This is a genomic window from Bacillus sp. MC1252, from assembly GCF_056838025.1.
In genome coordinates this window covers 2,862,665-2,875,565 of sequence record NZ_CM166369.1, presented here as the reverse complement: position 1 = coordinate 2,875,565, position 12,901 = coordinate 2,862,665, and the positions used below count along the sequence as shown (strand labels likewise).

At 40.3% G+C, this 12,901-nt stretch carries 15 protein-coding genes and 1 pseudogene; 11 read left to right on the top strand and 5 right to left on the bottom strand.

The window, feature by feature from the left end:
* The first annotated feature begins 90 nt into the window (after positions 1-90).
* Entirely contained in the window at positions 91-2,061 is a 1,971-nt protein-coding gene (locus ACYH0L_RS14890; protein ID WP_256498994.1) for a S9 family peptidase, read from the top strand.
* Positions 2,062-2,106: 45 nt separating this feature from the next.
* On the opposite strand, the pseudogene ACYH0L_RS14885 reads toward ACYH0L_RS14890, so the two are convergent.
* Positions 2,107-2,406 (bottom strand): annotated as a pseudogene (locus ACYH0L_RS14885) (NifU family protein).
* Positions 2,407-2,526: 120 nt separating this feature from the next.
* Between ACYH0L_RS14885 and ACYH0L_RS14880 the strand changes: the two are divergent.
* Positions 2,527-2,856 (top strand): YuzD family protein, encoded by a 330-nt coding sequence (locus ACYH0L_RS14880; RefSeq protein ID WP_099727052.1) that lies wholly within the window; start codon positions 2,527-2,529, stop codon positions 2,854-2,856.
* A gap of 99 nt (positions 2,857-2,955) precedes the next feature.
* Positions 2,956-3,186: a WYL domain-containing protein gene (locus tag ACYH0L_RS14875; RefSeq protein ID WP_099727053.1), complete on the top strand. Its 231-nt coding sequence runs from the start codon at positions 2,956-2,958 to the stop codon at positions 3,184-3,186.
* A 51-nt stretch (positions 3,187-3,237) separates the two neighbouring features.
* Here ACYH0L_RS14875 and ACYH0L_RS14870 read toward each other — a convergent pair whose 3' ends face one another.
* Positions 3,238-4,305: an NAD(P)/FAD-dependent oxidoreductase gene (locus ACYH0L_RS14870; RefSeq protein ID WP_230030789.1), complete on the bottom strand. Its 1,068-nt coding sequence runs from the start codon at positions 4,303-4,305 to the stop codon at positions 3,238-3,240.
* 255 nt (positions 4,306-4,560) lie between these two features.
* Here ACYH0L_RS14870 and ACYH0L_RS14865 point away from each other — a divergent pair, with 255 nt between their 5' ends.
* The 3 genes from ACYH0L_RS14865 to erpA all read left to right on the top strand — a co-directional run bounded on the left by ACYH0L_RS14865 (position 4,561) and on the right by erpA (position 6,357).
* Positions 4,561-4,797 (top strand): YuzB family protein, encoded by a 237-nt coding sequence (locus ACYH0L_RS14865; protein WP_230030790.1) that lies wholly within the window; start codon positions 4,561-4,563, stop codon positions 4,795-4,797.
* A gap of 269 nt (positions 4,798-5,066) precedes the next feature.
* The gene (gene dapF, locus ACYH0L_RS14860; RefSeq protein ID WP_256498993.1) at positions 5,067-5,921 is read left to right on the top strand and encodes a diaminopimelate epimerase; all 855 of its coding nucleotides are present in this window, start codon (positions 5,067-5,069) and stop codon (positions 5,919-5,921) included.
* A 73-nt stretch (positions 5,922-5,994) separates the two neighbouring features.
* Positions 5,995-6,357: an iron-sulfur cluster insertion protein ErpA gene (gene erpA, locus ACYH0L_RS14855; protein ID WP_099727057.1), complete on the top strand. Its 363-nt coding sequence runs from the start codon at positions 5,995-5,997 to the stop codon at positions 6,355-6,357.
* A gap of 326 nt (positions 6,358-6,683) precedes the next feature.
* On the opposite strand, the gene ACYH0L_RS14850 is transcribed toward erpA, so the two are convergent.
* Both ACYH0L_RS14850 and ACYH0L_RS14845 read right to left on the bottom strand, forming a co-directional pair.
* Positions 6,684-7,580, bottom strand: a complete 897-nt coding sequence (locus ACYH0L_RS14850; RefSeq protein WP_230030792.1) for a DUF2268 domain-containing putative Zn-dependent protease — start codon at positions 7,578-7,580, stop codon at positions 6,684-6,686.
* Positions 7,564-8,331, bottom strand: a complete 768-nt coding sequence (locus ACYH0L_RS14845) for a MerR family transcriptional regulator (protein ID WP_230030793.1) — start codon at positions 8,329-8,331, stop codon at positions 7,564-7,566. The genes ACYH0L_RS14850 and ACYH0L_RS14845 overlap by 17 nt, the downstream gene beginning before the upstream one ends.
* A 295-nt stretch (positions 8,332-8,626) precedes the next feature.
* Here ACYH0L_RS14845 and ACYH0L_RS14840 point away from each other — a divergent pair, with 295 nt between their 5' ends.
* The gene (locus ACYH0L_RS14840) at positions 8,627-8,833 is read left to right on the top strand and encodes a hypothetical protein (protein WP_099727058.1); all 207 of its coding nucleotides are present in this window, start codon (positions 8,627-8,629) and stop codon (positions 8,831-8,833) included.
* A gap of 46 nt (positions 8,834-8,879) precedes the next feature.
* Here the strand turns inward: ACYH0L_RS14840 and yumC are convergent, their stop codons facing one another.
* Positions 8,880-9,878 carry a ferredoxin--NADP reductase 2 gene (gene yumC / locus ACYH0L_RS14835; protein WP_099727059.1) on the bottom strand — a complete coding sequence of 333 codons (999 nt, stop codon included), beginning with the start codon at positions 9,876-9,878 and terminating at the stop codon, positions 8,880-8,882.
* A 391-nt stretch (positions 9,879-10,269) separates the two neighbouring features.
* On the opposite strand from yumC, the gene ACYH0L_RS14830 reads away from it, so the two are divergent.
* The 4 genes from ACYH0L_RS14830 to ACYH0L_RS14815 all read left to right on the top strand — a co-directional run bounded on the left by ACYH0L_RS14830 (position 10,270) and on the right by ACYH0L_RS14815 (position 12,894).
* Positions 10,270-11,487 carry an NAD(P)/FAD-dependent oxidoreductase gene (locus tag ACYH0L_RS14830; RefSeq protein WP_180275505.1) on the top strand — a complete coding sequence of 406 codons (1,218 nt, stop codon included), beginning with the start codon at positions 10,270-10,272 and terminating at the stop codon, positions 11,485-11,487.
* 135 nt (positions 11,488-11,622) lie between these two features.
* Entirely contained in the window at positions 11,623-11,748 is a 126-nt protein-coding gene (locus ACYH0L_RS14825; RefSeq protein WP_180275503.1) for a YuiA family protein, read from the top strand.
* Positions 11,749-11,829: 81 nt separating this feature from the next.
* Entirely contained in the window at positions 11,830-12,150 is a 321-nt protein-coding gene (locus tag ACYH0L_RS14820; protein ID WP_099727061.1) for a YuiB family protein, read from the top strand.
* 99 nt (positions 12,151-12,249) lie between these two features.
* Positions 12,250-12,894, top strand: coding sequence for a 3D domain-containing protein (locus ACYH0L_RS14815; protein ID WP_099727062.1), 645 nt, complete (start codon positions 12,250-12,252; stop codon positions 12,892-12,894).
* The last annotated feature ends 7 nt before the right edge of the window (positions 12,895-12,901 follow it).

Here is a 12,901-nt window from a genome sequence, read left to right as displayed (position 1 = left end):
CTTTTTTATACTTGTTTTTAAGGGCAGAAGCAGGGATTATTATTTAGAGGATCGAACTATTTTTTATACATAAAAGGGGGAGATACATTCATGAAGAAATTGATAACTGCTGAAGATATAACGAAGATTGTTTCTGTTTCTCATCCGGTCTATTCGCCAGATGGAAAAAGGGCGGTCTTTACAAAAGTCACTGTGAATGAGAAAAAGGATGATTACAATATCCATTTATGGGTTCGAGATGAAGAGACAGATGAGCTGTCTCAATGGACATTTGAGGATGGAAAGCACCATCATCCTGTTTGGTCAAAAGACGGTAAGCAGCTTGCCTTTATGTTGCAAAAGCCAAAGGAAGTTCCTCAGCTGGCACTCATGCAGAGTCAAGGAGGCGGCGTGCGTACCTTAACGAATATTCCTTACGGGGTATCTCATCCTGTATTTTCACCAGATGGAACTTTCCTTTATGCGGGTGTGTCATTAAAACAAACAGAATCTGTTCATGATGAAAAAAAGGAGGAGCGAGATGACTTTGCTCCGGCAGTATATGATGAGTTGACTTATAAGGCAGATGGAAGAGGATTTTTAGATGGGCGTTTGACGCAGATCGTTCAAGTGGATGTCCGTTCAGGCGAGGTACAGCCTGTTACAAGCCAGCAGCATCATCATATAAATCATGTGGTCTCTCCGTGCGGAAAATGGCTCGCCTATATTCAAACAAATCCTCAGATACCTTATATAAGTGATGTGTGTCTTCTCTCATTAGAGGATGGTACATCAAGCAAAATCACACAATCAACCGGCGCCTACTCAAGCGTATCTTTTTCTCCAAATGGAGAAAGCCTTTTGGTCATTGGACATGAGCGCGAATTTCAAAATGCAACTTTCCCATCATTATGGCTGTATGACCTGAAGGAAGAAAGGGCCATCCAGCTATCAGAAATGCTCGATATGTATGTGGGCAACTGTATGGCAGGGGATAGTGTCATGGGTGAAGCCAATCAGCTTCCCCAATGGACAAAAGATAGTCAAGGGTTTTATGCGCTTGTCTCTGATCAAGGAAGTACAGGAATTTATTATTTTTCCATTGAAGGTTTAGCCTACCCTGTTCGACTAGAGGCAGAACATATTACGAACTTCAGCCTTCATCCAGATGAATCAAAATTGCTGCTGAGCCGGCTGTCCCCCGTCACACCAAGTGAGCTGTATGAGCTGACATTAGGGGAAACATCACTAAAGCAAATCACATTCGAGCATGCTACCTTTCTCAAGGAGCATGTCCTCTCAGTACCGGAGCCATTTTCGCTTCAGTCGAAAGAGGGCGACGATGTACATGGGTGGTTCATGAAGCCTTCCCAGATGGAAGACGGGAAGAAATATCCGCTTATTCTAGAGATTCATGGCGGACCGCATGCGATGTATGGTCAAACGTATTTTCATGAATTTCAAATGCTCGCCTCTGAAGGCTTTGCCGTTGTGTATGTCAATCCTCATGGCAGTCATGGGTACGGACAGATGTTTACCGACCGTGTGAGAGGCAGCTATGGTGATGTTGATTATGAGGATGTCATGCTGGCTGTTGATCATGTGCTAAAAGCCTATGATTTTCTTGATGAAACGAGACTCGGAGTGACCGGCGGCAGCTATGGGGGTTTTATGACCAACTGGATTGTCGGACAGACAGACCGCTTTCGTGCAGCCGTCACACAGCGATCCATCTCGAACTGGATTAGTTTTTATGGCATCAGTGATATCGGTTATTTCTTTACAAGGTGGCAGATTGATGGGGATATTTATGATTCGGTTGATAAGCTATGGGATCGTTCGCCGCTTAAGTATGTGAAACAGGTGAACACGCCGCTTCTCATCTTGCACAGCGATGAAGATTATCGCTGTCCAGTCGATCAAGCAGAGCAGCTTTTTGTGGCATTGAAGGAGCTTGGGAAAGACACAAGATTGGTCAAATTCCCGAAGGCATCTCATGATTTATCCAGAAGCGGCCACCCGGGACAGCGCATTCAAAGACTGACCTTTATTCAAGAATGGTTTAAAGAAAAGTTATCCTAATGAAAAAAACGACCCGATTTGGGTCGTTTTCATGTCATATATGAATTAGAAAACCTGTTCAACTTCTACAACGCCAGGCACTTCTTCTAATAATGCGCGCTCAATACCGGCTTTCAGTGTAATGGTTGAACTTGGGCAGCTGCCGCAAGCACCAAGAAGACGTAATTTGACAATGCCATCTTCAATGTCTACAAGCTCACAGTCTCCACCATCACGTAATAGAAATGGACGAAGTTTGTCCAGTACTTCCTGTACTTGGTCTTTCATTTCGACTTCAGTCATTAGATATAATCGCTCCTTTCACAACATATCACCATTATATTCATCTGGACGATAAAAATCTATTGATTGGTTTCAAAGTTTCCTTCTCATTATAGCACAATCTCACCTTGAAACAAAAAGTGATTTTGACTTTTTTCATACAGAAAATTCAGCTAAAATAAAGGAGAATAGGGGGCTTGTCAAATGAACCAAACCGTTGATCTTTATGTATATGGAAGAGATGTCCTGTGTGCTAGCTGCGTGAATCTGCCTTCTTCAAAAGATACATTTGAGTGGTTAGATGCAGCGTTAAAACGAAAATATCCGAATCAGCCGTTTCGCATCACATATATTGATATTGAGCACCCGCCAGAAAACGAACGCCAAAAGGAATTGTGTGAACGAATTCTTGATGATGAATTCTTTTATCCACTTGTCCTAGTGGAGGATCAAATTGTTGGAGAGGGCAATCCGAAATTAAAAGACATTTATCAAGAAATGGAGAAATACGGGTACAAAGAGAGCAGTGAATAAGCTGTTCTTTTTTTGAGAAAATAAATAGAACAAATGTTCTTTTTATGTTGAAAAAGAACGTTTGTTCGTATATAATGGAATGAAAGGAGCGTGAGCATCATGAATTATTTACTGAAACAATCTCTTCATCAGCAAATACCGATTGACATGATTTATATGAAGAAAAACGGAGAGTGCACAAAGCGAAAAATCATTGTACACCGTCAAACGGAACAGCTCATACAAGCGTATTGTTTATCGAAGAAGACAATGAGAACTTTTCGTAAAGACTGCATACTTGCCCTTGCTCCGATCAAATTGACCAATCCATCGGCACATGCCGTTTCATAGAAAAAAGCTCCTTCTTCAAGAAAGGAGCTTTGAGAAAAAAATCACATGAGCTTAGCCATTGTGATGCTTGTACATCCAAAGAAGTCCAGATTTTAGGAGTCTTGGCACACGGCCAACAAGTGGACGATCCGCAACTAAGCCAAAGCCGGCTTTTTTCCCTAAAGAGCCTAGTACCCCTTTTAGCTTAAACTGAGGATAAGCCTCAGGAAGCGGCTCGTTTTTCCAGCGTTTTTGTAGAGATTGGACAATTTGTTCTGCCTGCGCCTCGGCAAGCTGTGCACTTGGGGCATGCGGCAAGCTTGCGCAATCACCCACGACATATACATGCTCATCTTCAGGGAGATTGTGATGAGGAGTTAATACGACGCGGCCTTGTGCGTCTTTTTCAACATCCATGTCTCTTATCACTTTGCTTGGCTGAATGCCTGCTGTCCACACAATGACTTCTGCTTCAATTGCGTCGTCATGGTTGTAAACAACGCCTTCTTCAACCTTCGTAATATTGGCGCAGTTAATGATCTGTACATCATTTTCTTCAAACCACTTTTGCACATATAAACTTAATCTTTTTGGGAAGCTTGATAGAATCAGTTCTCCACGATCAAAAAGAATAATGTTTAAATCGGTGCGGCTTTCTCGCAGTTCACTGGCTAGCTCTACCCCGCTAAGTCCAGCCCCGACAATGCCAACCGTTGCGCCCGCACTCAAATTGTTTAATTTGTTATACGTATGCCTTGATTGATCAATGGTTTGAATGCTGTATGTATGTTCTTTTGCACCAGGGACATTATGATACTTGTCCTCACAGCCGAGTCCAATCACCGTGTCATCATATGGAATGGGTTCACGGTCGCTGAATAAGATCTGTTTGTTTTCAATATCAACTTTTTCTACTTCCCCATATTGAATATCCAGCTTCGGATGCTCTGGAAAAGATACTCGAATGTGATGATCAGAGATCGTTCCAGCAGCAAGTGCATAATATTCTGTTTTTAAACAGTGGTAAGGATTTCGATCAATTAATGTGATAGTAACATCATCAGGTAATTGATTTGGCAATAAGCGGTGGAGAACCCGCATATTCCCGTAACCTCCGCCGATCAAGACTAAATTTTTCATGACGATTCTCCTTTTCCCCCTAGACATTGAAAAACACTTATACTAAAAAACTTTAAGTTAAAATACCAAATAAAATTATATCGAATTTACTGTGAAACCACAATAATTGTTTCAAAATAACCTACATATTCATTAGTTAGTCCTAAATAGTAAAACATTTTACGAGGAATAGGCGTAACGATACAGGTGGAGCTCATGTTTTGACTAATAGAAGGAATTTCGGTAGGATGGTAAAGCAATGTGAGGTGAAGCAAAGTGTTCCCACTGATCGAATTTTGTGTAAGCAATCTTGCACAAGGGTCGCAAGAAGCAAAAGAGAAGCTTGAAAAAGACCCAAACCTAGACGTAATGGAATACGGCTGTTTAAGCTACTGCGGCAAATGCATGGACTCCCCATTCGCACTTGTGAATGGAGAATTTGTTTCAGGAGAAAATGCAGAGCAGCTAGTCGAGCGTATTTATGCTTTTATAGAGGAAAATGAGATGTTTTAGGTGCACCACATGGGTCATGAGGTGCATTTTTTTACACTTTTCAGCTTCCATTTTTAAGGAGAATGAATAGAAAGCGCATCCAATATGTTATGCTAATAAAATATCATCAAAATGAAGCATCACACGATTGAAAAAGAGGCATATGCATAATAAAAGCCCTTTGCCATGGCAGCAAAGAGCTTCTATGTATGAAAAACGGGGGATGATAAGATTGTCTCCTGAATCGACTCCTTTTATACTATAAGAAACAACATTTATGGAGGAAGCTCATGACATCATTTCAATTCACGAAAATGCACGGACTAGGAAATAATTATATTTACGTCAATCAGATGAAGGAACAGCTTCCAGAAGAGCAGCTATCAGAGATGGCGATCCGTGTTTCTTCTGTTTATACAGGAATCGGTTCTGACGGGATGATTCTCATTTGCCCATCAGATGTTGCACCTGTGAAAATGCGCATTTTCAACAATGATGGATCAGAGGGGAAAAACTGCGGTAACGGGCTGCGCTGCGTCGCAAAATATGTGTATGAGCATCAGATTGTGACAGACACGACGTTCCAGATTGAGACATTGTCAGGACTCGTTGAAGCTACTGTCCATATCAAAGATGATCACGTTCAGTTAGTCACAGTAGATATGGGAAAACCACGTTTCGAAAAAGAAGCGATGCCAATGCTGGGCGAGCCAGGCAGCACAACGATCAATGAGCCGCTTGATTTTGGCACCGCGACTTTAAATGGAACGGCCGTTTCAATGGGTAACCCGCACATCGTTTTTAATTTAGAGGACATTGAGAAAGCTCCGCTCGATACACTTGGACCGATCATTGAAAAGCACGAGACGTTCCCAGAGGGCGTCAATGTGGAATTTGTTGAAATCGTCAGTGAAACGGAGCTGCATTTTCGTGTGTGGGAAAGAGGATCTGGAATTACACAAGCCTGTGGCACAGGGGCTTGTGCTGCGGCCGTATCAACCATTATAAATGGACATGCGAAAAAAGAAACGGACATGACGGTTCATTTAGCAGGTGGAGATCTCATCATTCGCTGGAAAGACAATGGGCATGTGCTCATGACAGGACCTGCTGAAACCATTTGTGACGGCACATTTTATCTCTAAACCATTTATTTGAGAAAAGGCACCATCACGTTTATAATTGAAAAGAAACATCCAGTCAAAAGGAGGGATGATCATGAGTACACCAGTAACCATTACAGAAGCTGCTGCACTGCAGATTAAAGATATGATGAAAGAGCATGAAGAAGAAAATGCGTTCCTAAGAGTGGGCGTAAAAGGCGGCGGCTGCAGCGGTCTTTCGTACGGCATGGGCTTTGACCATGAAGTCTCGGAGAAAGACACACAGTTTGAACAGCACGGGATCCAAGTCCTGGTCGACTCTGAAAGCCTTGATATCATGAACGGAACCATCATTGATTTCAAACAATCACTAATGGGCGGCGGCTTCACCATCGACAATCCGAACGCCATTGCGTCATGTGGATGTGGTTCTTCTTTCAGAACAGCCACGAATACCGGTTCGCCGGAAGAGTGTTAAGGGTTTTGGCATTGATTAATTTTGTAAATCAATCTTTAATATTTAAAACCTCCTCAAATAAATCATTTATTCGAGGAGGTTTTTTAAAGTCACTAAATTTCAACTAGGTTTTCCAACAATTTCTCTTGAAGAGATTAGATTGGATGCGTGTAGAAAAATATAACAAGAAAAAGAATTCAAGTTTATGAAAAAACAACTGATGAAATCTCGACAGTTGAGCAGAAAAAGGAAGAGCGTATGAAAATTTCTTCCCATTGCTTTAGATATCATCATAATGGGAGGACATTACTTAACTCACACAGTAATGTCCTTCTTAGTAAAGTTATTTACTTGAAAAAGAATTCGCAATTTCTTAGTATTTCATCTGTACCAAGTAATGTAGCTTCTTCAATTCCTACGTTATTGGTTTTCATGAAAGATTGTACAGCTTGATAACCTACTGCATAACCAGCAAAGGGTGATAATCCGACAGGTTGATAGCCTTGTTCTTTGGCAATGGTATCACCAAACATATAACTACTAACCTCAGCAAACCCTTTCGTATGTAAAGCGTCTTTAATCACTTCTTTTGAATATTCTAAGTCCTGTTTATCAAAAGAAGTGACCCAAGGTCCTAAAAGGTGTCCACCATAAAGTTCTTTTGCAAATGATTCAGCTAAACCCTCTATAATTAAGTAATCTCCAACTGTCACGTTTCCGTAATCCCATTCAAAATAGGAAAAGCGGATATTATGATGGAATTCATGTGCAATGATAGCAGGAATTCGTGGGATATTATATGAATTTGGATATAATGATACTTGAATAAACCCTGGAATTCCTCCAAAACCACAATATCCTTTTTGCAGTTCAAGCTTCTTCGAATCAGCTATATATAGGCCAAACCTCAATTCATCAGCATTAATAAGAAGGTTGTGTTTCTTTATAAAATCCATACAATGATGCAAGGTAATATTTGCTGTTTGAAGAGATTGAATTTCTTGTAATCTTTTTAATGCCTGTCGCCCAGTTTGTGTATCTGATATATCAAGATAGCCAAGCATGGTGGTTGCCATTATTACATCATAGCCATTTTGCTGTTTAGCTTTTAACGGAACGTTTATCATATTCCACATCTTTTCAAAAGGTTTCATCATGGTGTATCGGAAAAAATGTTCTTTATTGTGTTGCATTGAAAATAACTTTTCGTATTGATCGATTGTATTCTCAATCATAATCTTCATCGCTATGCCCCCTTTTATGAAGAGTAGTAAAGACTTTCATCGCTTCGCTCATAAATGAAGCCAAGCCTTCGCCATATCGATCTATATACTTTGTAAAACGTTCATCTTGAATGTAGAGTTGACCTAATCCGTAAAATGCATCAAAAGAGTAGTGACTAAAGTTTTCGTTTAAAAAGTCATACCATTCTTTGATTGCGACTTGTACCGCTTTGGATTGAGGGGAATGATTGCGAAGGGAGGCTAGGTTATTAAATATCCTATCCCAGCTATCGGATAAGTCAATTTGTTCCTCTTTAGACAAATCCTTTAGTTTTGAGCTTACTTCATCAATAGTTTGATTTCCCCAACGCCGACGAGCTTCTTCTTCAAATTGATTTAATTTCATGTTCATAATCTGGAACCTTTCTTTATAGGTGAATTTAGTTTCTCCAATCAAATGCTGTAGCGTCTTATCAATATTTTCAATCATTTTATTGAATTTATTTCGTTTTTCTATTAACATTTTTCTTTGTAAGGTAAAAGCTTCTTCCTTGTTAAATGAAGGATTGTGCATCATCTTTTTGATTTCCTTCAAGGGAAACCCAAGTTCTTTGAAAAATAATATCTGCTGTAATGTTTCAAGGTTTTCTTCTGAATAGAGCCTATAACGAGAATCAGTGACTTCTTTTGGTATCAATAAACCAATCTGATCGTAATGATGAAGTGTACGAATACTAATACCAAACAATTCAGCGACTTCTTTTACTTTCATATCTAGCCATCTCCTTATAGTATCCACTATAAAATATAACGTTACGTTAGGGTCAATTAAAATTCACACATTTTAAATAATGGGTTGTTGATTGATGATTTAACTTGATGATCGTTGTTCTCTGAATGTGGAATGATGTTTAACATGTTTGAGGCAGCGAATTCATAAGAGATATGTTTGTCTCGTAAATCGCTCAATTTTGTTACAGCTTGCTCTCACAACTGGCTATTTCCACTTGAAAAGAGTATCATGAGAATCAAACATAAACTGTAGTCAGAAAAGAGGTTGCTGAGGATTGAGTGAACAAATCAATTGCAGGAACTGTCATGAACTGATTCCGTATCGTTCAAAAACGTGTCCATCTTGCGGGATAGACAAGCCGCTTCCGAAAAAGGAACGTGTGAAGGATCGGGTGATTTTGGTTGTGGCAGGGATTGTTGTGGTGCTGCTTGCTGCAATGGTACTTGGGATGGCGAATGCCTATATTGGGGTTTTTAAATAAACGTAAAAGGAGTTCCGCTGGTGGAACTCCTTTTTTTAATCCGTCCTTATTTGTTTTCAAATAAGCTTGTGGAGTGAAGAGGCTGTACACGGGCTTTTGGGTCCATGTATGCTTTTGCGTTGTTTACAGCAGTTGGTGCTTCACCAAATCCGCTGGCAATCAATTTGACTTTTCCTTCATACGTACAGATGTCTCCTGCTGCATAGAAGCCTTCGATGTTTGTTTCCATTGTGGATTTGACGACGATGGAGTTCTTTTCGATTTCAAGGCCCCATTGTTTGATTGGTCCAAGGGAGGAAACAAAACCGAAGTTGACGATCACATCGTCCACATCAAGTACTTGTTTTTTGTCGCCTTTGACTTCTTCAAGCACAATTTGTTCAATGCGGTCTTCACCAATGAGCTCAGTAGGCACAAATGGTGTCAGCACATTGACTTTCGAGTTGTGCAGGTTTTCTACACTGTGCTCATGCGCGCGGAATTTATCGCGGCGGTGAATAATGGATACTTCTTTTGCAATTGGCTCAAGCATCAGTGCCCAGTCCACCGCAGAGTCTCCACCGCCAAGAACAGCGACACGTCTGCCGGCAAATTGGTTCAAGTCATTAATGAAGTAATGCAGGTTGCTGCCTTCAAATGATTCTGCTGCATCAAGTTCAAGCTTTCTCGGTTGGAATGCACCGTTGCCAGCTGTAATGATGATCGTTTTAGAATAATGAACCTCTTGATTTGTGACAAGTTTAAAAATACCATCTGCCTGCTTTTCAACCGTTTCAACAGCTTGTTCTAAGCAAATGGTTTGTTCAAATTTATCCATTTGTTCCTTTAAGTTATCAACTAATTCTTGTGCGCGGATTTTTGGAAAACCTGCCACATCATAAATGTATTTTTCAGGGTAAAGAGCGGATAGTTGACCGCCGAGCTGAGGAAGGCTTTCAATGATTTTCACACTTGCCTGTCTCATGCCTCCGTAAAATGCAGTAAACAACCCAACTGGGCCGCCCCCGATAACGGTAATGTCATATACCTTAGAATCTTCTTGCATTCCTTTAATCCTCCCAAATGAAAATTGTTATCACTATATCATATCATACCACATATCGTCGTCTGACTTGTTTTGAAAAACTTGTCGTTTTTTGATGCCGGTGCTTTGAAAAAGAGGAAAAAGTGAGAAAGACCGTTTATCATAAGGATTTTCAGTTTAAAGCCTTGAAAAAAGGAGCAGAACTCGCTATTATTGTTAAGGGAACTAAATATTAATTTTTTATGAATTTTTGTCGGATACGGTCAAATGCTTTCGTTTTTTGTAGGTGAAAGTTCAGATTTTCACATACATATTTTTTTGTTTAAATTTCATAAAATGCCGGAAAGCGGTTGAGAATAACGATATGTAATTCTTTATCCGTTTTACAGCAAATTTAAAAAAGGTGGATGTGATTCCAGTGAATAAACCGAAAATCGTTGTATTAGGTGCAGGTTATGGCGGATTAATGACTGTAACAAGATTAACAAAACAGCTTGGCACAAATGATGCGGACATTACTCTTGTGAACAAGCATAATTATCATTACGAAACGACATGGCTACATGAAGCAAGTGCAGGTACACTTCATCATGACCGCTGTCGTTATCAAATCAAAGATGTGATTAACAGTTCCCGTGTCAACTTTGTACAAGCAACAGTTGAAAGCATTGATAAGGAAGCAAAGAAAGTTGTGACATCAGATGGCGAACTTTCTTACGACTACCTTGTTGTCGCGCTTGGTGCTGTTCCTGAAACATTTGGCATCGCAGGACTGAAAGAATATGCATTCTCCATCTCTAACATCAACTCTGCTCGTCAGCTTCGTGAGCACATTGAGCTTCAATTTGCGACGTATAACACTGAAGCTGAAAAGCGTCCAGAGCGTCTGACAATCGTTGTCGGCGGTGCGGGCTTCACAGGTATTGAGTTCCTTGGTGAGCTTGGAAACCGTGTGCCAGAGCTGTGCAAAGAATATGATATTGATCAAAAAGACGTACGTATTATCTGTGTAGAAGCTGCGCCAACAGCTCTGCCAGGATTCGATCCTGAATTGATCGACTATGCGATGAACTACCTTCAAGGTAAAGGTGTTGAGTTCAAAATCGGTACAGCGATCAAAGAATGTACGCCTGAAGGCATCATTGTTGGAAAAGACGATGATACGGAAGAAATCAAAGCTGAAACCGTTGTTTGGGCTGCAGGTGTACGCGGTAACCCTATCGTTGAAGAAGCTGGATTTGAAAACATGCGCGGCCGCGTAAAAGTTTCTCCAGATCTTCGTGTACCAGAGAATGAAGATGTATTCATCATTGGTGACTGCTCATTGATCATCAATGAAGAAATCAACCGCCCATACCCACCAACAGCACAAATTGCAATGCAGCAAGGTGAGACAGTAGCGAAAAACCTTGCAGCACTAGTAAAAGGTGGAACACTTGATAGCTTTAAGCCAGACATCAAAGGAACAGTTGCTTCTCTTGGTGAACACGACGCTGTAGGTGTTGCATTTGGTAAAAAACTTCAAGGGACAAAAGCTTCTGCAATGAAGAAAATCATCGACAACCGTTCTTTATTCATGGTTGGCGGACCAGGACTTGTTCTGAAAAAAGGAAAGTTCAAGTTCTTCTAAATCGTAATAGACGAAAACGTGTATCCTCGTGATACACGTTTTTTTATGAAATACGGAATATTTTCTCACTTGGTACTGGACAGAAAAATGTGTTATGATAAATTATCAGAAAATTTAGACTAAGGGGTGAGCCATATGAAGGCACAAACAAAAGAAAAGACGTCAGCCTGTCAATATTGTTCAGGAAAAGGATATTTTCAGCTACTGCTCGGCGGCTCTGAAACATGTGAGGAATGTAAAGGGACAGGAAAGAAGCATTAATCTATCTGCCTTTTCCATTGATTGACTTCATCTCTATTTCCAAGTTAAACTAATGATGGGATATTTGGGGGTGGAGATGAAGTGATCAGTTTACCAGTTGTTATCATTTCAGTTATTTTATTTTTCGTGTTATTTTTCGGCATTGGCTTTTTGCTGAATATGCTGCTAAGAATGTCATGGATTATGGCAATTTTATATCCAATTGTATGCCTTTTCATTATCAATAATCAAAAGATGGTGACATATGTAAGAGAGCCTGGCATCGCCTTTTCAGGGATAGGAGACCGCATCGTCTCACTCGCTGCGGCAGATATCATCATTTTATTAAGCGGCTTAATTGGTGCCATTACATCAGGTTTTGTCATCAATGCACTTCGAAAAAGAGGGTATCAAATGTTTTAACTCACTTGTTTACACGCAAGTGGGTTTTTTTGTTTTTCCTTTGCATAGTTTCCATTTTGTTTGGAAACAAATAGATGGGTAGAGGAGTGACAAATAGAGATGAAAACATGGATGAAACGATTGTTCATGACAGTCCTTTTTATGCTTGCATTGATGACGAGCTTCACGGGCATATCTGGTGTAGAACCAAGTGATCTAGCTGCATGGGTGAAAGAGACCGATGTAGGCACGCAAGTATCTTCTTTTTTTCAACATCAAAAAAGGCAAACGATGGCGGTCAAAAGCGATGACTTGCGAGCTGCTTCTCTCGAAGAAGCGTTTAATTGGAATGACTATCCAAAGCAAAAGGTCGTTGCCACAGGCTATACAGCAGGTGTGGAATCAACAGGTAAAACGAAGGAACATCATGCATATGGCATTACATATTCAGGCGTCAAAGTGAAACGTGATTTATATTCAACAGTGGCAGCGGACCCATCTGTCTTTCCAATTGGAACCGTGCTGTTTATCCCAAACTATGGCTACGGTGTGGTAGCAGATACAGGTAAAGCCATTAAAGGTCATAAGCTTGATTTATACTATGAAACCGTTGATGATGTGTATAGAGAATGGGGTAAAAAAGTGCTGGATGTCTATATTATCAAAAAGGGCGAAGGGACTTTAACAGAAAAAGACTTAAATCAGCTGAATGAAGCGGAATCGATGCAAGTTTTCCGGCAGCAGTTTCAAGCCAATAAAGAATAAAAAAGCT